Source organism: Microbacterium sp. NRRL B-14842 (assembly GCF_050470785.1).
The window spans coordinates 2992258-3013141 of sequence record NZ_JBFLUM010000001.1; the positions used below are offsets into that span (position 1 = coordinate 2992258).

Genomic DNA, 20884 nt, shown 5'->3' on the forward strand with positions numbered 1-20884 from the left:
CGCTAGCTCTGCAGGCGGCGTCGGCGCACCAGCAGCAGCACGGCACCGCCGATCAGGAGGGCGATCGCGAGCCCGAGGACCCACGGCGCCAGCTGTCCACCCGTGAGGGCGAGCGGCGTCAGCACCGGGTTCTCGGTCGTGCTCGTCGGGGGCGTGATCGTCTCCCCGCCGGGAGGCGTGGCCGACGCCGTGGCCGCGTTCCGCAGCGTCGCTCCCGCCGCGTCGGCGTGCACGGTCACCGCATAGGTGATCACGACGCGCTCCCCTTCCGCGAGGCTGCCGGTCCAGCGCAGCGTCGTGCCGTCGATCGTCGGCGCGGCCACCGCACGGTCACCCACCGTGGCGGTCGCCGAGCCGCGGAGGTCGGCGTGCCGCAGCACTCCGGCCAGGTCGTCCGTGACGACGACCTCGTCCAGACCCGTCTCGCCGGTGTTGGTGCCGGTGAGGGTGTAGGTCACGACGCTGCCCGTCGCGACGGCGGAGCCGGATGCGGGGTCGGACGTCTTGACGAACGCGAAGCCCGGGGTGCCGACGGGGTTCTCCGTCGTCACCGGCGGCGGGGTCAGCTCGGCGCCACCCGGAGGCGTCGCCGTGCCCTCGACGGTGTTCGCGATGATCACGCCGCCGGCGTCGCCGTGCACGGTCACCGAGTAGGTGATCGTGACGCGCTCGCCGACCGCGAGGTCACCGGTCCAGGTGAGCTCATCTCCCGCGACGACGGGTGTCGCGGCGGTGCCGTCGCTCAGGGTCGCCGTCGCGTCGCCGTTGTAGGCGGCGTGGGCGAGCACACCCGAGAGGTCGTCGACGATGCGGACCGGAGCCAGCGCCGTCTCCCCCGTGTTCACGCCGGTCACCGTGTAGGTGACGACGCTGCCCGGGTCGACACGCGTGCCGGAGGCGGGGTCGGCGAACTTGTGCAGCTCGAAGCCCGGCTCGTTCACGGGGTTCTCGGTCGTCGCCGGCGGCGTCTCGATGGGCGGCACGCCACCGGGCGGGGTCGCCGAGCCGGAGGCCGAGTTCTCGATCACGGACCCGCCGGCATCCGCCCGCACAGTCACCGAGTAGGTGATCGTGACGGTCTCGCCGACCTGCAGCGCACCCGTCCACGACAGCCCCTCCTCGGCCACCGTCGGCGCGGTGGTCACCGTGCCGCCGATCGTCGCGGTCGCATCGTCGTTGTACTCGGCGTGCGCCAGGACACCGGAGAGGTCATCGGTGATGGTGACAGGGTCGAGAGCCGTCTCCCCCGTGTTCACGCCGGTCACCGTGTAGGTGAGGACACTGCCCGGGTCGACCGCCGTGCCCGCAGCCGGGTCGACGCTCTTCGAGACCGAGAATCCGGGCTCGTTGACCGGGTTGGTCGTGACACCGGGCGGCGGCGTGATCGTGGATCCTCCGGGCGGGGTCGCCGTCGCGGACGCCGCGTTCTCGATCACGGTGCCGACGCCGTCGGCGCTCACGGTCACGGAGTAGGTGACGGTCACGGTCTGGCCGACCGCGAGCGCCCCCGTCCACGACAGCTCGGTGCCGTCCAGGGTCGCGGGAGCCGCAGCGGCACCCGCGATGCTCGCCACGGCGTCCGCGTTGAACGTCGCGTACGGCAGCACGCCGGACAGGTCGTCGGTGATCGTCACCGGGTCGAGCGCCGTCTGGCCCGTGTTGACCGCGGTCAGCGTGTAGGTGAGCACGTCACCGGGGTCGACAGCGGTACCGGCGGCGGGGTCGACGGTCTTGGCGAACGCGAAGCCGGGCTCGTTCACGGGGTGCTCCGTGCTTGACGGCGGCGGCGTGATCGGCGTGCCGGGAGTCGTGGGGCTCTCGGGGTCGCTCGGGTCGGCGGGGATGAGCGGGGTCGCCTCTCCCGTCGCCGTGTTCGCGATGGTCTCGCCGCCGGCGGTGGCGTCGACGGTCACCGAGTAGGTGATCACGACGTCCTGGCCGGGGCGCAGCACGCCGTTCCACGACAGGGCGCCGTCGGCCACGCGGACATCGCCGCGGGTCGCGGACACGTCGTCGTTGTACGCCGCGTGGGCCAGCGCCGCGCGCAGGTCGTCGCCGATCTCGACGGGGTCGAGGACGGTGTCGCCCGTGTTGCGGCCGGTCACGGTGTAGGTGATCACGGTGCCGGGGTCGACGCGCGTGCCCGTCGCCGGGTCGGCCGTCTTGGTGACGGTGAACCCGGGGGTCGCGACGGGGTGCTCCGTCGTCGCCGGCGGGGTCTCGACCGGGGTGCCCGGCGTCGTCGGACTCTCCGGGTCGGTCGGGTCGGTCGGGATCAGCGGGGTGCCCTCACCGGACACCGTGTTGCGGAGCAGCACGCCCGTCGCCTCCTCGTCCACCGTCACCGTGTAGGTGATGTCGACGCGGTCGCCGGGAGCGAGCGTCCCGGTCCAGGTGAGGGTGGTGCCGGAGAGCGTGACGGATCCGGACGAGGCCTTCGCGTCGCCGCCGTACTCCGCGTTCGCGAGGACGGCCGAGAGGTCGTCGACGATCGTCGCGGGGTCGAGGACCGTGTTGCCGGTGTTGACGCCCGAGACCGTGTAGGTGATCGTGTCACCCGCGCGGACGGCGGTGCCGGAGGCCGGGTCGGCCGACTTCGTGACCTCGAAGCCCGTGTCGACGACGGGGTGCTCCGTCTCCGCCGCCGGCGGGACGATCGGGGTCCCCGGCGTCTTCGCCCCGGAGGGGTCGGCGGGGTCGGTCGGGATCTGCGGCGTGGCCGATCCGGTGACGACGTTGTGCAGCAGGGCCTTCTCGACACCCGCGTCCACCGTCACGGTGTAGCGGATCGTGACCGATTCCCCGCGCGGGATAGCGCCGGTCCAGGTGAGGGTGGCGTCGGCGACCCGCACGGAGCCGCGGTCGGCCGTGACGTCGTCGTTGTAGCCGGCGGAGCCGAGCACGCCCGACAGGTCGTCGACGATCTCCGCGGGATCGAGGTCGGTGTCGCCCGTATTGGTGCCGGTGATCGTGTAGGTGATCGTGTCACCGGCGGACACGGCCGTGCCGGAGGCGGGGTCGGCCGACTTCGAGATCGTGAAGCCGGAGCCGATCACGGGGTGCTCGGTGGTGACCGTCGGCGGGACGATGAGGTCACCCGGAACCTGCGGCCCGGTCGGGTCGCCCGGGTTCGGGGTGGTGGGAGTGCCCGATCCGGTCACGCTGTTGCGCAGGATCTCGCCGGAGGTGTCGTCGCCCACGGTCACCGAGTACGTGATCGTCACGGTCTGTCCGGGCTGAAGCGTTCCGGTCCAGGCGAGGGCGTTCCCGGTCAGGGTCGCGCCGCCCGTGGTGACGGTGGTGCCGCCGACCGTGGTCGTGATGTCGTCGTTGAAGGCGGCGCTCGCGAGCACGCCGGAGAGATCGTCGGTGACGGTCGCCGGGTTCAGGACGGTCGCCCCGGTGTTCGTGCCCGTGACGGTGTACTCGATGGTCTGGCCCGGCTCCACCACGGTGCCCGCGGCGGGATCGGAGGTCTTCGCGACCTCGAAGCCGGCGACGGGGTGCTCGGTGGTGACGGCTGGAGGGGTGATCGGAGGCAGACCCCCGGGCGGCGTGCCGGATGCGGTGACGCGGTTGGCGATGCGCTCGCCCTCCACGCCCTCGTCGACGACGACGGAGTACGTGATCGTGAGTACCTGCCCGGGCTCGAGGGCACCGGTCCAGGCGAGGTCGTCGCCCGTGACGGTGGCGGCGCCGGACGACACCGGGTCGCCGTCGATCGCCGTGGCCACGTCGCCCTGGTACTCGGCGTTGGCGAGCACACTCGACAGGTCGTCGGTCACGGTGACCGGGTCGAGGCGGGTGTTGCCGGTGTTCTCGGCCTGCACCGTGTAGGTCAGTCGCTGGCCGGCCTGCACGGCGGTGCCGTCGGCGGGGTCGGAGGTCTTGCGGAGCGCGAGGTCCGGCGCGAGGCGGACGTTCGTGTAGGTGCACGTGACGTCGGTGCCGAGCGGGCCGGACGGCTGGGTGACCTGTCCGTCGGCGGTGACGGCCACCGGGGTGGTCGAGCCGTCGGCGTTCACCTGCAGGCAGACGAGGGAGGCGTCGTACTTCGTGAGGTCGGTCGAGCCCGCCGCCGACTCGGACAGCCGGAAGGTGTCCCCCTGGTTGGTGAACACGGGGCCGACGTAGTCCGGCTGCAGACCGGAGCGGTCGCCACGGGTGACGGCGTCGGTCTGCGCGACCTGGTAGCCGACCGGCGACTGCACGCGGAGCCCGAACTGGTCGGTCCCGGCGTGACGGCCTTCGGGGAGATCCTTCTTCAGCGTCAGCGTGTTCGGGAACGTGCAGCTCGCCATGTCGGTGGGCGAGAAGGACCCGAGCGAGGTGGTGTTGACGGTCTGTCCGCGGGGCAGATCGACCTCGACGATGTACGGGTTGGTCCCCCCCACCGAGACGAAGATGTGGCCGAGGTTCCCGAACGCGATGCCGTTGCCCTGCACGCCCGCGCCCATGTCGTGCACCTGCTTGGCATCGATCGTGGCCGTGCTGGGCTGGAGCGTTGCGGGCAGGTCGGCGGAGTAGATGTATCGGTCGGCGACCAGCACGAGCTGACCGGAGGCACTGAAGGCCATGTCGCCGTTGGCCCCGAAGGCGCTGCTGCCGGTAGTCGGGCGCAGCTTGCCTACCTGCACGTAGGTCTGCGGCGTGACGCTCTCGTTCCACGCATAAAGGTTGATGGCGCCATCGAGCGTGCCGCTGGCGAAGTAGTACACGCCCGTGACGGGATGCACGGCCCCTCGGAGGACAGAGGAGTCTGTGCGGCTGGTTCCCAGCGTGAACGGCGTTCGGGTCGTCGTTCCCTCGCCCCGACGGTCGTGCTTGGCCAGCACCTTGTCCGTGCCGACGTTGGTCACCGTGTACGCGTACGTTCCGTCCGCCGACAGGCCGAGCCCGTTGTCGGAGTGGCCGAGGCCGATGCTCGTGGCGCCGAGGGTGCCGCCCTGCTCGTTCACGGCGAACTCGCGCACCTCGGTGGCGCTCTGCACGTACACCGCTCCCGGCGTGCAGAGGAACGGCTCTGCCGCGGCGGCAGGCGCGGCGGTCAGCGTCCCGCCGACGACGATCATCGACGACGCGACGAGCGCCGTGCTCACGGCACCGCCGATCAGCCTCTTCGTCCGGCCCCGCCAGCGGCTGTGCCGCTCCGGCGGAAGGCCATCGGACGTGCGGTCCTTGCGGGCAACACGGAATCCCATGACTGCTCTCCCCATTCATCGCGTTCCGGCACGCATCCGCGCACACGGAAGCCCCCGCCCCCTCAGGCGACCGCCGAGCACCCTTTCGGGCAGGGTGGACTCGGTCCGGGCCTCCGCCAGCCTGCCCGGCTGCCGCGGAGGCCCCCGACCGAACCGGGGGAATTCACCCCTCCTTTTCACCCCGGGACGGCACGCCGGAGGGCGCACCGGGATCCCGATGCGCCCTCCGGTGGTCGCGGGCCTACTCGCGAGAGCCGATCTCCTCGATCGGGCGGCGGCGCAGCGCGGCCCCTGTCGCGACCCGCAGCGCGACGAGGGCGAGCGCGCCCATGCCGCCGACGATCGCGAGGGAGCCGAGCACGGGCATCGCCGGGAGCGGCTGCCCGGAGATGCCGTAGCTCATCCCCATCAGCGGCGGGATCGCCACCAGCACGCCGAAGACCATCGCGAGGGCGGCGATCAGGATCGCCTCGGTGCGCATCGTGGCGCGCACCTGTCCCCGGGAGGCGCCGATGAGCTGCAGCAGGGCGAACTCCCGGGACCGCTCCCCCGTCGCCATGACGAGCGTGTTCACGACGGCGATCGCGATGTACCCGAGGATGACCAGCAGACCGATGAGGCTCACCCATCCCTGCTGCGACACGGCCCCGGTCATGCTGGGCTTCTGACCCGAGCCGGGGGCCACCTGCAGACCGTCGGCGGCGAAGGCGTCGGCCGGCGCGTCACCGTCCACCGACAGGAGGGCGAACGAGTCGAGCGCTGCGGAGGTGTGCGCGCGGACGTGGTCGACCGCCATGGTGAGATCGCCGAACCCGAGACCGCGCTCGTAGATGCCGACCACGGTCGCCTCCAGCGGCGCCCCGTCGCCGAGGACGCCCGTCACCGGGTCGCCGACGTCGAGGCCGAGCGTGTGCGCCGCATCGGCGCTGACCGCGACGGTCGCACCGCCGTCGAGGGCGGTGAGGGACCCCTCCTGCACCCGCAGGTCGAGCAGGCCGTCCGCGGTCGTCGGGTCCACGCCCTGGAGCACGTACTCCGTGCGCTCGATCTGACCTTCGATGTCGAGCGAGTCGAGCACCGCGGTGCTGACGACCACGCCGGTCGCTGCCGTCACCCCCGGCTCGTCGCGCAGCGCGCCGACGGCGTCGGGGGAGAGCCCGGCCGGAGCGGCCACACGCAGGTCGGCGGTGACCCCGGCCCGGGCCTGGGTCGCGGCCTCGTCCGCGACGATCGCCGGCCCGCCGATCTGCACGAGACCCAACCCGATGCCGAGGGCGATCGGGAGGATCGCGGCCGCCATCCGCCGACTGCCCGCGGTGGTGTGGGCGGCGGCGAGGAAGCCCGCGGCCGACGAACGACGCAGCACCGGCCCGACGAGGCGCACGCACAGGGCGACGAGCCACGGTCCCAGGAGCGCGAGCGCCACGATGAGCATGATCGCGGCTCCGGCGGAGGCGCCGACCGCTGCGTCGCCGCGGAGCATCAGCGGGACGGTCGAGACCGAGACGCCGGCGGCGGCGAACACGATGCCGGTGATGATGCGGGGCAGGCCGATCGGGCCCTGGCCCGTCGAGGACTCGCGCAGCGCCTCGATCGGATCGAGGCGGGCGGGGCGCCGGGCCGCGATGCGCGCCGCTCCCCAGGCCGCTCCGAGCACCAGCACCAGTGCGCTCAACGCCGGGAACGGGCTCAGCGCGAGGGCGAAGTCGCCGGGGATGACTCCTCCGGCCACGAACGCCGACTGCAGTGCGGAGGACAGCAGGTACCCCGGGGCGATCCCGAGCAGCGCGGCGACGACGGCGACCGCGAGCGTCTCCCGCGCGATGAGGGCGTGCACCTGCGACGGGGTCGCCCCCACCGCGCGGAGCAGGGCATACTCGCGGCGACGCGCCTGGACCGACAGCGACAGCGTCCCCGCGACGATGAACAGGGCGACGAGGATGCAGGTGCCCACGAACGCGCTGCCGATCGCGATGAGCAGGGTGCGCGCCGCCGCCGAGTCGAGGAACTCCACGTCTCCTCTGGCGTCTCCGGTCCGGGCGACCAGATCCGGGAACGCCTCGCGGATCGCGACCGCCGTGCGCTCGGGGTCCCCGTCGACGAACACGCCGAGCGCCTGCGGGGCCCCGTCGTGCGGGTCGAGGTCGCGGATGCGCTCGTCCGTCAGGAACACCGACACCGCGCGCTCCGGCAGGCTCTCCGCCGAGACCACACCGACGACCGTGTACGTCGCCGCGATGCCGCCGTGGGCGAGCGCAAGGGAGTCGCCCACGGCGTGCCCGGCTCCGGAGACCACCACGACCTCGTCGTCGGCGGCGGGCTCCCGCCCCTCCGCGAGCGTGAAGCCGGTGAGTGCCGTCGCGGACCAGGGGTGCGCCTCGACCACGGCAGGGGCCGTCCCGCCGGGCACCGACAGAGGCACGGTCACGTCGGCGACCACGGCCTCGACGCCCGGAAGCGCAGCGATCTCGCGCGCGGCGTCGGCGGGGACGGGAGCGCGCTCACGCAGCGGCACCGGCAGGTCCTCCGGCACGTCGACCTGCTGCACCGCCCCGACGACCACCTCGGCCGCCGTGTAGCGCTGCGGGGCGAGGCCGCCGCGGATGCCGGACTCGACGAGCACGCCGAGTCCGGTGACGAGCGCACTCGCGACGAAGATGGCGACGAAGACCCCGGCGAGACTGCGCCGATGATGACGGAGGTCGGCGCGGATGATCCGTCCGAGCCCGAGCGGCGAGGCCGACATCACCACTCTCCCAGCGTGCTCATGCGATCCGTGATCTGCTGCGGGGTGCCGCCGTCGAGATGTCCGGCGAACGCCCCGTCGGCGAGGAAGATCACCCGGTCGGCGTGGGACGCCACCACGGGATCGTGGGTGACGACGATCACGGTCTGATGCAGCTCCTTCGCGGTGTGCGCCAGGAGGTCGAGCACCTGCTTCCCGGTGCGGGAGTCCAGGGCCCCGGTGGGCTCGTCGCCGAACACGACGTGCGGGCGGGTGATGAGGGCTCGGGCGATCGCGACGCGTTGCTGCTGTCCGCCGGAGAGCTCGGCGGGGCGACGGTGGCGACGGTCGGTGAGCCCCACCGCGTCGAGCAGCGTCTCGAGCCGGCCGTGATCGAGGGGGCGGCGGCCGAGGCGCAGCGGGAGGGTGATGTTGTCCTCCACGCTCAGCGCCGGCAGCAGGTTGTAGGCCTGGAAGACGAAGCCCACGTGGTCGCGGCGGAAGGCCGTGAGCTGCCGGGGCGTGAGCGCGGAGATCTCGGTGCCGCCCAGGTGCACCGTGCCACTGGTCGGGCGGTCGAGGCCTGCGGCACTGTGCAGCAGTGTGCTCTTGCCGGAACCGGACGGCCCCATGATCGCGGTGAACGAGCCCCGCGCGATGGCGAGGTCGATGCCTCGGAGTGCGGTCACCCGGGTGCTGCCGGAACCGTAGGTCTTGACGAGGCCGCTGAGGCGCAGGGCCTCGGCGGGGGCCGCTTCGACGAGCGGCGCAGAGGAGAGGGAGGTCATGCTTCGACGGTAGGAAAGCCGCGCGACGGCTCCCATCCCGCACGGTGCCGCATCGATGGTGGAGCTGGCTCTACCGCGGGCCGCGGGGCGCTCGGGCAGACTTGCAGGGTGAACGACGGATGGATGCGCCGCTGGCTGCGTGGATGGCTGCCCGATGCGCGGTTCCTCGCCGTCGAACTCGGGGCCTCCGTCGTGTCCCTCGCGCTGTTCTGCGTCATCCTCGTGCTGCTGCCGCTCATGCTCATCACGGGCGGGGTGCTGCTGCTCCCGCAGGTCGTGCAGGTGCTGCATGCCTGGAGCGACCGGGCGCGCCGCCGGATCGGACGCCGGCGCGGGGAGGACCTCCCCCCGCTCACGCGCACGTTGCCGCGCGGCGCGACGATCGACGAACGGCTCCGCTACGCCTTCTCCCGCGCCACCGCCCGAGACGCGCTGTGGCTCACGGTGCACGCCTTCCCGGTGATGTGGCTGTCGCTGCTGACGCTCGCGCTGCCCCTGTCCGCCGTCAACAGCCTCGCGGTCACCTGGTACTGGCAGTTCGCCCCGGCCGACGACCCGGTGGGCTCACCGTACCCGGTCACGTCGTGGGAGCTGGCGTGGACCATGCCGCTCGTCGCCCTCGCCTATGCGGTGGCCGCGCTGTTCCTCGTGCCGGTGGTCGCCCGGCTGGTGGCGTTCGTCTCGGCGAAGCTCCTCGCGACGCCGCAGAAGTCGCGCCTCGCCGCCCGCGTCGACGCGCTGACTCTCAGCCGCGCGGCCGCCCTCGACGCCCATGCCGCCGAGCTCCGTCGCATCGAGCGCGACCTGCACGACGGCGCCCAGAACCGCCTGGTGAACGTCGTGATGATGCTGGGGATCGCGGAGCGCGCCCAGGAGACGGGCGGCGACGTGCTCGAGCCGTTGCGGCGCGCGCAGGACGCGGCGACCGATGCCCTCGCCGGTCTCCGCCGCACGGTGCACGACATCTATCCGCCGATCCTCGACGAACTGGGTCTCGAGGGGGCGCTCGCCTCGCTCGCCGGGCGCAGCGTCGTCCCGTGCACGCTCGACGCCGCGGACGTCGGTCGGGTGCCGGCAGCGGTCGAGTCGGCCTCGTACTTCGTAGTCGCGGAGGCGCTGACCAACGTGAACAAGTACAGCGCCGCGACCCGCGCCACGGTGCGGGTCGAGCGAGAGGGCGAGCTGCTCCTCATCACGGTGGAGGACGACGGGGTCGGCGGCGCGGTCGAGCGTCCGGGCGGAGGTTTCGCAGGGATCCGACGCCGGGTGGAGGCGTTCGAGGGCACGATGGACCTGTCGAGTCCCGCCGGGGGACCCACCATCCTGCGGACGGAGCTGCCATGCGGATCGTGATCGCGGAGGACGACACCCTGCTGCGGGAGGGCCTCGCGCTCCTGTTGCGCAGCGAGGGCTTCGACGTGATCGGCGCCGTGCCGGACGCGGAGGGCTTCCTCGCCCTCCTCGACGAGGCCGATGCGGCGGTGGTCGATGTGCGGATGCCGCCGACCTTCACCAGCGAGGGGCTCAAGGCCGCGGCCGAGGCGAGAGCCCGCCGCCCGGGCTTCCCGGTGCTCGTGCTCTCGGCGTACGTGGAGGACCGTTACGCGGGGGAGCTTCTCGCGGCGGGGGCGGACGGCCTCGGCTACCTGTTGAAGGAGCGCGTGGGCAAGGTCGCCGCGTTCGTCGACGCCCTGCGCCGGGTGGCCGCCGGGGGGACCGTGATGGACCCCGAGGTCATCTCGCAGCTCATGAGCCGGCGTCGCGCCGACGACCCCGTGCAGACCCTCACTCCGCGGGAGCGTGAGGTGCTCGGGCTGATGGCCGAGGGCCTGGACAACACCACCATCGCCGCACGCCTGTTCGTGACGGAGACCGCGGTGAGCAAGCACATCGGCAACATCTTCGCCAAGCTCGGGCTCGCCGCCAGTGACAGCGGCCACCGCCGCGTCCTCGCCGTCCTCGCCTATCTCCGCGGCTGACGCTTCCGCTCCCTCCCCTCTTTCGCTGAGACCCCGGGTTGTCGTCGACGCCCCGGGGTTCTCGCGTCTGCAGCCCGGGGTCTCGCCGCGTACCCGGGGTCTCGGCGAAGAGATTCAGTATTCGGTGTTGCTAAGTTCCGGTACTCAGTGTTACTTTGTACCGGTACCCAGCAACACTGAGTACCGAACGGAAGACAAACAACGAGAGGAGGGGACGATGGGCAAGCAGATGACCGAGATGCTCAAGGGAACCCTGGAGGGCATCGTGCTGGCCCTCCTCGCCGAGCAGCCGGCCTACGGGTACGAGATCACCGCACGGATCCGAGACCACGGGTTCACCGACATCGCCGAGGGCACGATCTACGCACTCCTGGTGCGCATCGAGCAGAAGAACCTCGTCGACGTCGAGAAGGTGCCGAGCGAGAAGGGTCCACCCCGGAAGGTGTACACCCTGAACGCCCAGGGCCGACAGGAGCTCGAGGAGTTCTGGACCACCTGGAGCTTCCTCAAGACGCACATCGAACAGCTGGAAAAGCGCGACACCGAGAACAAGGAGAACTGAGCATGGCCGCGAAGTGGATCGAAGCGATCACCGGATCACTCGAAGAGAAGAAGCAGTACAAGCAGGCGCAGGCCCGCATCAACGCCCTCCCCGAACCGTACCGGGAGATGGCGAAGGCCCAGCAGCGCTACAACCTTTACTACGGGGGCCTCACCGACGGCGACACCATCGTGAAGATGTTCCTCGACATCGCCGACATGTGGGAGCGCGCCGCGATCGACGGCACCCCGGTCAGCGCGATCGTCGGCGACGACCCGGTCGAGTTCGCCGAGAACTACGCCGCGGCGTACGGCGGTCGCCAGTGGATCGACAAGGAGCGCGCACGCCTCATCAAGGCGTTCGACGACGCGAAGAAGAAGGAGGAGGAATCATGACGACGCCTGCGATCTCCGTCCGCGGCATCGAGAAGTCGTACAAGGACCTGCACGTGCTGCGCGGCGTCGACTTCGAGGCGGAGCGGGGATCGATCTTCGCCCTCCTCGGGTCGAACGGCGCGGGCAAGACCACGATGGTCCGGATCCTCTCCACGCTGCTGAAGGCGGATGCCGGCGCCGCGTCGGTGCAGGGCATCGACGTCGCGGCGGACCCGCTCGGCGTGCGGGAGAGGATCAGCCTCACCGGGCAGTTCGCCGCGGTCGACGAGATCCTCACCGGACGCGAGAACCTCGTGCTCGTCGCGAAGCTGCGGCACCTGCCCGACCCGGGTGCGGTGGCCGACCGGCTCCTCGCACGCTTCCGGCTCACCGAGGCCGGGGGCCGCAAGGTCGGCACGTACTCCGGCGGGATGCGACGCCGACTCGACATCGCGATGAGCCTGGTCGGCGACCCCGATGTCATCTACCTCGACGAGCCGACCACGGGCCTCGACCCCGAGTCGCGCATCGAGGTGTGGGACGTCGTGAAGGAACTCGCGAGCGGCGGCACGACCGTGCTGCTCACCACGCAGTACCTCGATGAGGCGGAGCAGCTCGCCGACCGCATCGCGATCCTGCATGAGGGCCGCATCATCGCGAACGACACCCTCGCCGGACTGAAGCGGCTCCTTCCGCCCGCGAAGGTCGAGTACGTCGAGAAGCAGCCCACCCTCGAGGAGATCTTCCTCACCCTCATCGGCCCTTCGACGGGCTCAGGGACCCACCCTTCGACGGGCTCGGGGACCCACCCTTCGACGGGCTCGGGGACCCACCCTTCGACGGGCTCAGGGACCCGAGTCCAGAGAGGAGATGCAGCATGACCACGCACTTCGCCGCCGACACGGCGACGCTCACCGGCCGCTCGATGCGGCACATCTTCCGCAGCCCCGACACGATCATCACCACCGCGGTCACCCCGATCGCCCTGATGCTCCTGTTCGTGTACGTCTTCGGCGGCGCGCTCCAGCAGAGCACCGGCGCCGAGAACTACGTGAACTACCTGCTGCCGGGCATCCTGCTCATCGCGATCGCGTCGGGCATCGCATACACGGCGTTCCGGCTGTTCACCGATATGCAGAGCGGCATCTTCGAGCGGTTCCACTCCATGCCGATCGCCCGGTCGAGCGTCTTGTGGGCCCACGTGCTCACGTCCCTCACGGCGAACGCGATCACCCTCGCGATCATCTTCGGGGTCGGGTTCCTGATGGGCTTCCGCACCGGGGCGAGCGTCTGGGCCTGGCTCGGAGTGATCGGCATCCTGATGCTGTTCACCCTGGCGCTCACCTGGCTGGCGATCATCGCGGGTCTGAACGCCAAGACCGTCGACGGGGCCAGCGCCTTCTCGTATCCGCTGATCTTCCTCCCGTTCATCAGCTCGGCGTTCGTGCCGACCGACACCATGCCGGCTCCGGTGCAGTGGTTCGCGGAGAACCAGCCGGTGACCTCGATCGTCAACTCCATCCAGGCGTTGTTCGCGGGGGAGCCGGTCGGGTCCGACATCTGGGTCGCGCTCGCCTGGTGCGTCGGGATCCTCGCGGTCGCCTACGTCTTCGCGATCATCTCCTACCGGAAGAAGGTCAGCTGATCGACGTCCAGCGAGACGGAACGCTCCGACCGGGGACTCTCCCCGGCCGGGGCGTTTCGCCGCGCTCGGCGCGTGTTCTCCCGGCCGCGTTCCGTCGCGTCGGGTTGCGTCAGGTCGCAGATTCTCGCTGAGGTCGCAGCTTCGCCCGGAATCCGTGCGACCTCGTGCGGATCTGCGACCTCAGCGGAGGCCGACCGGACCGAGCACCACACGGCGACCCGTCCGGACCCAGACCGCGCCGTCGGCACGGTGCTCGGCGCGGGTCGTGAAGCGGTAGCGGTAGGACACGGCTCGCACCCACCGCGGCCGCTCGCCGTGGAAGGGGTCCACCCGCAGCATCCGCAGCGTCGGGGCATCAGCCTCCAGCAGCCGCACGAGGAACACGGAGAACCAGTCGTCCAGCGAGTGTCCGAGCGGCAGGAACCACATCAGCCAGTCCAGCCGCAGATGATACGGAGCGAACTGCCGCGGGATCCGCCGCACGTCCCCCGGCTTCCCCCGGAACTCGTACTCGCGCCAGTGCCGGCCCTCCTCGTCGTCCGACCCCTCGACGACGATCTCGACCCGCTCCCGCGTGACCGTGCCGAAGGCTCCGTAGGCGTTGGCGAGCTGCCAGCGGTTGAAGCTCGCGTTCATGAGCTGCCGTCGCGCGAAGAGGTTGCGCACCGCGGGCACGCTCAGCACGACGAAGAGCACCCCGACCGCCGAGGTCGCCACGACCCACCACAGCGGCATGCCCGACACCGTCCACGGCAGCGAGGTCTCCGGCGTCCGCTCCGGAGTCCCGATGCCGGGGAGGCCGATCGCGGAGAACCCGAGCACGATCGTGGCCCAGTTCAGCCACGCGAAGTTCCCGGTGAGCACGAGCCACAGCTGCGTCGCGATCACGATCCCCCCGGCGACGGCACCGACCCACGCGGCCCCTTCGACAGGCTCAGGGACCCAGCCAGCGCTGTCGGGGAGCCAGAGGGACAGGATCGGCGCGAAGAGGAAGAACGGCACGACGAGCTGCGCGACGTGGTTGCCGACCACCTCGAGCTTGTGGAACCACCGCGGCAGCAGATGCGCCTGGCGGCTCAGCGGCCCGGGCATCGGCTGGGTCTCGTGGTGGAAGGTCATCGCGGTGAGGTCGCGCCACTCGCGTCCGCCGCGGATCTTGATCATCCCGGCGCCGAACTCCAGCCGGAACAGCAGCCACCAGAACAGCACGATCACCACAGTCGGCGGCGGCTGGTCGTTCGAGCCGAGGAACGCCGCGAGGAACCCCGCCTCCAGCAGCAGCATCTCCCACCCGAACGAGTAGAACGTCTGCCCCACGCTCACCACCGACATGTAGCCGAACCACAGGGCGAGGAACGCGAGCATCGGCACCCACGGCGGTCCGAGCTGGGGAACCCCGACGACGAGCAGCGCGGCGACGACGATCCCCGCCCAGGACAGGGCCACCAGGCGCCGGTCGGTGTAGCGGACGCGGGTGAAGAGCGTGGGGTGCAGCAGCTTCCGGCGCTCGCGCTTCTGCGTCACCCAGTCGAGCAGCACGGGCGCGGGCAGGAGCCCATGCTCGCCGAGGAGCGGACGGAACTGGTTCAGCGTCGAGACGAACGCGACGAGGTACAGCGCCGCGATGCCCCGCTGCAGGACCTCGCGGGCGAACCCGAAGTCGACCGCCGCGAACCCGTCCACGGCCACAGGCTACGCCGCGACCCGCCGGCCGATGAGGGGGTTGCGCGTTCCGGAGATCAGTTCTGCATCGCGATCTGCTGGCCCTTCACGAGCGGATACGCCGCGAGCTCGGAGCCGTCGAGATCCTCCTTGTGCATGTCCACACCCGTGATCTGGCTGTTCTCGTAGGTCGTGTAGTAGTACACGCCGGTCGCGGTGTTGGCGCACGACGAGTAGATGGTGATCTCGTACTTGTCCTCGTCGCCGACCTGCACGCACCCGCGCTGCTGGGCGACAGAGCCGAGGATCTGGAAGAACTGGCTGATCGACTCCGACTCCGACGTCCCGCACACCGAGTTCATGCGTGTGAACACCGCCCTCACGAACCGTGACGACGACGACAGGTCGCCCGGCAGGCCGATCCCGCCCATGCCCCGGCTGTAGAGGTCCATCGGGACGTCCGAGGCGAAGGTGTTCTCCGGCTGCCGCTTCGAGAGGTGCTGATAGTCGTTGAGTCGGAAGCTCTGGATGTCGAACGTGGGATTGTTCGTGAGCACGCCCCACGGGTTGTCATACACCCTGAGGCCGTCGCGCACGCTCTCGACCGTGATCGACGCGCTCTTGTCAGCGATGATCCAGTGCAGCGGCGACAGCGGGAACTCCGGGCTGAAGTTGATGTCCACGAGACTCACCGACCGCAGGGCCTCTTTCACCTCGGCCACGGTCTCGAACTGTCCGAGAACCCAGGGGATGAACTCGAACGGCGTGACCTCGGTGTCCCCCGACCCCGGTGCCGGATAGTGCGCGTTGTCCGGGAAGTTGAGCCCGGCCATGCCGAGCCCCTTCTCGTTGACGGCGTCGTAGTAGAGCGGGTAGCCGTCGGCGATCGTGGCGATCCCGATGATCGCGTGATGCGTCGGCAACGACGGCAGCCGGTGGAACGGGAACGGGAAGTTCCGCGGCGTGACGGTCACCGTCTCGTTGTAGGAGAACTCCAGATCGAGGTTCCTCCCGAAGTAGTGGTCGGCGGTCGTGAAGCTCAGTCCTGTGCACATCGGTCTCTTCCCCCCCTCCGCGACCCGGGCGGGTCGGCGAGTGCGGGCCATGCTTCCACCTTCCGGGCGTGAGCATAAGGGGGCTCACCCACGACGAAGGAGGGCCTCCCGCTGCGGGAGACCCTCCTTCGAGACGTGCGACGGGTGTCAGATCTCGCTACCGGCTCCTCCCGACGACCGGACGATAGCTCCGATCCACAATGTGACGTTCACTCCCGCGACGATGCAGAGGATCAGCGGCACCCACCCCGCAGCACTCGCTCCATCGACGAAGACCAGCAGAGCGAGGAGGGCGACTTCTGAGAGCATGAGCCCCCACAGCGTTACGTGCACCGCTCGTATATGGCGAAGGTCGGTCGACATCAAGGCGCCCGTGGACAAAACCATCAGCGCCGCTAACAACATATTGGTCATGGTTTTCTCCACCGCAGGAGACCCTTTCACGCTAATTGGGCACGCAGAAGTAGCCGGACCGCATCACCGTAGGGGCGAAGGGCAGAACTCCAGTCACCCAGGTGTGCCCTACCCAAACACCACGGCTCTTGATGTTGCAGACATTAAGGAGTGCCGCACCGAAGCCAAGGAGCGCGCCTGCCAAGGATGTGACGTTAACCGCCACCCTGATGGTGATCGACAACCTGGACGAGCTTGCTGCCGGAGACTTCGTAGTGCGTCGCGATGCGCTGGCCTCTCGCATCCGTAGCCCACGGTGTGCCAATCCTTCCGATCATTGCGGTGAGTACCCCAGTGCCGTCGTCCACGGCAGTTCTGCTCAATGAAGCCGAGCCGTCCTCGTTGATCGCGATATCCACATCGTCGGGCAGCGCATACGACAAGCGTCCGGGCGCATCCGGGCCGGTGATGACCGTGCTAATGCGCAAACCACCCTCAAGTGCCTGAATCACCCCGGTCACCTCTGACCCCTCGCCCACCGCGCTCCCGTCCTGTGCAACGGACACCTCAGCGCTTTGAACCTGCTCAGGCAGACCGATCGTGAGGCCCGTCAGCTCCCCTCCCCACGTACCGGCCGGCGAGATTTCAATCGGGTCCGAGAAGGCGCGAGGCACGGATACGGTTGCGTCCTCCCCGGCTGAGACGAGCGCTCCGTTCAGAGGCTGCAACGGCACCTGCGTCACTTCATCTGCCTGCGGATGGATCTCCGCGGCGGACGAGACGACATCCACGGCTTCCTCCGTACCGTCGATTTCAAACGCGTTCGCTGCCACACCCCCGGAGGAAGCGAGCATGGCGACTATCACGACGCTCGCGATACCGACGCGCGGGAATCGGTTCTGTCGATTCATCAGATACCTCTTCTTGTATCGAGTTCAACATCCCGCCTGTACAGGACAGTACCCGGGCTGTCGTAGGCGCGCTGTCCCCCCTTCGGGGGACAGCGCGATCAGACCGGACGATCGGAATAGCTGAGCGCGACCATGACCGTGACCGCGAGCGAAAAGGGTCGCCCACGACGAAGGAGGGCCTCCCGCTGTGGGAGACCCTCCTTCGAGACGTGCGACGGGTGTCAGCTGGTGACGGTCCAGTCGAACTGGTCGCCGTACTCCTCGAGCCACGCGTCGACCGCGTCGGCTTCCTTGCCCTCGCCGTACTCGTTGACCACGAGGTCTTCGAGCGCGCCGTACTGCTCGTCGTCCAGCTTGATCTTCTTGATCAGCTCGGCCGCCTCGGGGAACTCGTCCGCGAAGCCCGTGGTGCCCAGGAAGTGCAGGCCCTCGGCCTCGCCCATGGCACCCTTCGGGTCCTCGAGGTCCTTCACGGGGAAGGCGTCGTTCGCCCAGAACGGACGCCACAGCGTGACGACGATGTCCTCCTTCTTGTCGGTCGCGGTCTTCAGCTCGGTGAGCATCGCCGCGGTCGACGAGGTGACGAGCTCGTACTCGCCGTCGAGGCCGTACTCGGGCATCATCTTCTGGGTCTGGGCGGTCAGGCCCGCACCCGGCTCGATGCCGTAGATCTTGCCGTCGAAGTCGGCGCCCTTGCCCGCGAGGTCCTCGATCGAGGTGAGCTCGGAGTACTCCGGCACCGCGAGGGTCAGCTTCGCGTTCTTGTAGTACGTGCCGAGGTCTTCGATGTCGTCGCCGTAGGTGTCCATGTAGGAGGCGTGGGTGAGTTCAGGCCACGCCGACGGGTACATGTCGACGTCGCCCTGCGCGAGTCCGGTATAGAGCGGGCCGGCCTCGGTGAGCGTCTTCATCTCGACCGTGTAGCCGATCTTCTCGAGCTGGTCCTGCAGGAGGTAGGCGGTGCTGAGGCCGTCGGTCCAGGAGGGCAGGAACCCGAGGGTGATGGTGCCCTTGTCCTCGGCACCGTCGCCGCCGCCGCTCGTGCCGCCGGCGCCGTCGCCGCTGCATCCGGCGAGGGTGAGCGCTGCGGCTGCACCGAGGGCGGTGATGGTCAGGATCTTCTTCTTCATGTGACTCTCTCTCTTGCGTTCCGTATGTGATTCAGGAGGTGCGGACGAGGCCGCGGGACAGCTGTGCCGGGATCGAAACCGTGCCGGGAGCCGCGCCCCGGCGCCCGTTTTCCATCCCGCACCGGACGAAAGGGGTGGGGGACGGAAACGGGGGCGCGGGACAGGGGCGCTCAGGCGCGGGCGAGCTCGGACTCGGTCGGGGCGGAGTCGGCGGGCGCGGAGGCAGCGGGCTCCGACGCCACGGGAGCGGAAGGCCGGGACGAACCGCGACGCTTCAGCATGCCGAGGAGCGAGGAGCGGTTCTCGCCGGGCGCGCCCAGAGCGGCGGTCACCCGGTCGAGGAACACGGCGATGAGCACGACGCCCAGTCCTGCCTCGACACCCTTGGGGATGTTGATCGTCGAGATCGCCTCGACGACCATCTTCCCGAGCCCGTCGGCTCCGGCCATACCGGCGATGACCGCCATCGACAGCGCGAGCATGATGACCTGGTTCACGCCGGCCATGATGGTCGGCATCGCGAGCGGCAGCTGGATCCCGCGGAGGATCTGACTCGGCGTCGCTCCGAAGGCGTGTCCTGCCTCGACGGTCTCGGCGTCGACACCGCGGATGCCAAGCTCGGTCAGGCGCACGCCGGGAGGCAGCGCGAAGATCACGGTGGCGACGAGTCCGGGCACCACACCGATGCCGAAGAACACGATCGCCGGGATCAGGTACACGAAGGCCGGCATGGTCTGCATGAAGTCGAGCACCGGCTTCAACGTCGCGCGCACCGTCGCGTTGCGCGCCGACCAGATGCCCAGTGGCACCGCGATCAGCACGGCCACGACGGCGGCGACGAGGACCAGCGCGAGCGTCTGCATCGCCGGGACCCAGAGGTCCATGGCGACGATGAGCCCGAACGACAGGATCGTGCCGATCGCGAGCTGCCACGACCGCACGACCCAGGCGATCAGCGCAGCGATCACGATGATGACCGCGAAGTGCGGGGTGAGGAGCAGGCGCGTGAGGCCGTCGACGAGGAAGCTCACCACGAACGAGACCGCGTCGAGCAGGCCGTCGAGGTTGGCGGTGATCCAGTCGACGCCGGCGGCGACCCAGTCGCCCACGGGGATGCGGAAACCGTCCATCAGCGCACCTCCTCCGTGTCGACCTGGGCCTCTGAGCCGAACCCACCCTGGGTCCCTGAGCTCGTCGAAGGGCCGGGCTCGGCCGTCCATCCGTCGTCGAGCACGGCGTCGATCTCGGCCTGGGGCATGGGGGTCATCGGCAGCAGGATCTCCTCGGTCGCTCCGGGCCCGGGACCGAGCGCCGCGAGCAGGGTGACGCGCGGGATCACGCCCGCGAGGCGGCCGTCGGCATCCGTCACCGCGAGGGGCAGCGGCGACTCGACGGCGGGGACGAACAGGTTCATGAGGACGTCGTCCTCGCGGACGCTCTGCAGCACCGGCTTGATGATCGAGTCGAGGCGCGTGGCGCCCTGACGGACGAGCTTCACGGCGTCGCGGTCGGTGACGACGCCGACCAGCTGGCGATCCTTGCCGACCACGTAGGTCGCCGACATGTAGGCGTCCCGCATCTGGCGGAGCGCGGTGCGGGGACCGGCCGACTCGGCGACGACGGGGCGCGGACGCTCCATGACGTTCGCGGCGGTGAGCACGCGCGCGCGGTCGACGTCCTGCACGAACTGCTCGACGTAGTCGTTCGCCGGGTCCATGAGGATGTCCTCCGGCGTGCCGATCTGCACGATGCGCCCGTCGCGCATGACGGCGATGCGGTCGCCGAGGAACATGGCCTCGTTGAGGTCGTGCGTGATGAAGACGATGGTCTTCTGGAGCTTCTGCTGCAGCTCCAGGAGCTGCTCCTGCATCTCGCGGCGGATCAGCGGGTCGAGCGCGCTGAAGGCCTCGTCCATGAGCAGGATGTCGCTGTCGGCGGCGAGGGCGCGGGCGATGCCGACGCGCTGCTGCATACCGCCGGAGAGCTCGGAGGGCAGCTTGTCGCCCTGGCCCTCGAGTCCGACGAGGGCCAGGATCTCCTCGGCCTTGGCCTGGCGCTCGGCCTTGCCGACCCCCTTGAGCTCGAGCGGGTAGGCGACGTTCGCGGCGACCGTGCGGTGCGGCAGCAGCGCGAAGTGCTGGAACACCATCGAGATGCGGTCGCGGCGGATCTCGCGCAGGCGCGCGGCCGGGATCCCCGTGATCGGGTCGCCGCCCACGGTGACGATGCCGGCGGTGATGTCGTGCAGGCCGTTGAGCATGCGGATGATGGTCGACTTGCCCGATCCGGACAGGCCCATGATGACGAAGATCTCACCGCGGTTGACGGTGAAGCTGGCGTCGATGACCGCGGCGGTCCCCGCGTCGGCGACGGCCGTGCGGCTCTCCCCGGCCTTCAGTCGGCGGACGGCGGCGCTCGGATTCCTCCCGAACACCTTGTACAGATGGCGCGCTTCGAGTGCTGTTTCGGACACGTTTCCC

General features: G+C 70.1%; 16 protein-coding genes. 6 read left to right on the plus strand and 10 right to left on the minus strand.

The features are described 5' to 3' along the window. Nucleotides 1-2: 2 nt before the first annotated feature. From AB1285_RS14620 to AB1285_RS14630, 3 genes are all read right to left on the minus strand, one after another. Nucleotides 3-5201: a DUF7507 domain-containing protein gene (locus AB1285_RS14620; RefSeq protein ID WP_370428152.1), complete on the minus strand. Its 5199-nt coding sequence runs from the start codon at nucleotides 5199-5201 to the stop codon at nucleotides 3-5. A gap of 241 nt (nucleotides 5202-5442) precedes the next feature. Further along, nucleotides 5443-7947 (minus strand): FtsX-like permease family protein, encoded by a 2505-nt coding sequence (locus AB1285_RS14625; RefSeq protein WP_370428153.1) that lies wholly within the window; start codon nucleotides 7945-7947, stop codon nucleotides 5443-5445. Further along, nucleotides 7947-8714: an ABC transporter ATP-binding protein gene (locus AB1285_RS14630; protein WP_370428154.1), complete on the minus strand. Its 768-nt coding sequence runs from the start codon at nucleotides 8712-8714 to the stop codon at nucleotides 7947-7949. Before AB1285_RS14630 ends, AB1285_RS14625 begins: the two co-directional genes overlap by 1 nt. Nucleotides 8715-8822: 108 nt before the next feature. On the opposite strand from AB1285_RS14630, the gene AB1285_RS14635 reads away from it, so the two are divergent. The 6 genes from AB1285_RS14635 (at nucleotide 8823) to AB1285_RS14660 (ending at nucleotide 13253) form a co-directional block, all read left to right on the plus strand. Next, a complete protein-coding gene (locus AB1285_RS14635) occupies nucleotides 8823-10067 on the plus strand; it encodes a sensor histidine kinase (protein ID WP_370428155.1) in 1245 nt (414 codons plus the stop codon). Beyond that, on the plus strand, nucleotides 10055-10693 hold the full coding sequence (locus AB1285_RS14640) for a response regulator transcription factor (RefSeq protein ID WP_187662900.1): 639 nt from the start codon (nucleotides 10055-10057) through the stop codon (nucleotides 10691-10693). The genes AB1285_RS14635 and AB1285_RS14640 overlap by 13 nt, the downstream gene beginning before the upstream one ends. A gap of 217 nt (nucleotides 10694-10910) precedes the next feature. Continuing rightward, nucleotides 10911-11255 carry a PadR family transcriptional regulator gene (locus AB1285_RS14645; protein WP_187662898.1) on the plus strand — a complete coding sequence of 115 codons (345 nt, stop codon included), beginning with the start codon at nucleotides 10911-10913 and terminating at the stop codon, nucleotides 11253-11255. 2 nt (nucleotides 11256-11257) lie between these two features. Continuing rightward, nucleotides 11258-11629: a DUF1048 domain-containing protein gene (locus AB1285_RS14650; protein ID WP_187662897.1), complete on the plus strand. Its 372-nt coding sequence runs from the start codon at nucleotides 11258-11260 to the stop codon at nucleotides 11627-11629. Further along, nucleotides 11626-12489: an ABC transporter ATP-binding protein gene (locus tag AB1285_RS14655; protein ID WP_370428156.1), complete on the plus strand. Its 864-nt coding sequence runs from the start codon at nucleotides 11626-11628 to the stop codon at nucleotides 12487-12489. Before AB1285_RS14650 ends, AB1285_RS14655 begins: the two co-directional genes overlap by 4 nt. Further along, entirely contained in the window at nucleotides 12486-13253 is a 768-nt protein-coding gene (locus tag AB1285_RS14660) for an ABC transporter permease (protein WP_187662895.1), read from the plus strand. The genes AB1285_RS14655 and AB1285_RS14660 overlap by 4 nt, the downstream gene beginning before the upstream one ends. A gap of 180 nt (nucleotides 13254-13433) precedes the next feature. On the opposite strand, the gene AB1285_RS14665 is transcribed toward AB1285_RS14660, so the two are convergent. The 7 genes from AB1285_RS14665 to AB1285_RS14695 form a co-directional block, all read right to left on the minus strand. Next, nucleotides 13434-14936: a lipase maturation factor family protein gene (locus tag AB1285_RS14665; RefSeq protein ID WP_268777530.1), complete on the minus strand. Its 1503-nt coding sequence runs from the start codon at nucleotides 14934-14936 to the stop codon at nucleotides 13434-13436. Between the two features lie 56 nt (nucleotides 14937-14992). Further along, nucleotides 14993-15970 carry a choloylglycine hydrolase gene (gene bsh, locus AB1285_RS14670; protein WP_370428157.1) on the minus strand — a complete coding sequence of 326 codons (978 nt, stop codon included), beginning with the start codon at nucleotides 15968-15970 and terminating at the stop codon, nucleotides 14993-14995. A gap of 147 nt (nucleotides 15971-16117) precedes the next feature. Then, a complete protein-coding gene (locus tag AB1285_RS14675; RefSeq protein ID WP_370428158.1) occupies nucleotides 16118-16396 on the minus strand; it encodes a hypothetical protein in 279 nt (92 codons plus the stop codon). Between the two features lie 182 nt (nucleotides 16397-16578). Next, nucleotides 16579-17274, minus strand: coding sequence for a hypothetical protein (locus AB1285_RS14680; protein WP_268777533.1), 696 nt, complete (start codon nucleotides 17272-17274; stop codon nucleotides 16579-16581). A gap of 221 nt (nucleotides 17275-17495) precedes the next feature. Then, on the minus strand, nucleotides 17496-18404 hold the full coding sequence (locus AB1285_RS14685) for a glycine betaine ABC transporter substrate-binding protein (RefSeq protein ID WP_259951737.1): 909 nt from the start codon (nucleotides 18402-18404) through the stop codon (nucleotides 17496-17498). A 170-nt stretch (nucleotides 18405-18574) separates the two neighbouring features. Further along, on the minus strand, nucleotides 18575-19534 hold the full coding sequence (locus AB1285_RS14690; protein WP_259951736.1) for an ABC transporter permease: 960 nt from the start codon (nucleotides 19532-19534) through the stop codon (nucleotides 18575-18577). Then, nucleotides 19534-20877, minus strand: coding sequence for a quaternary amine ABC transporter ATP-binding protein (locus tag AB1285_RS14695; RefSeq protein ID WP_370428159.1), 1344 nt, complete (start codon nucleotides 20875-20877; stop codon nucleotides 19534-19536). Before AB1285_RS14695 ends, AB1285_RS14690 begins: the two co-directional genes overlap by 1 nt. Between the last annotated feature and the right edge of the window lie 7 nt (nucleotides 20878-20884).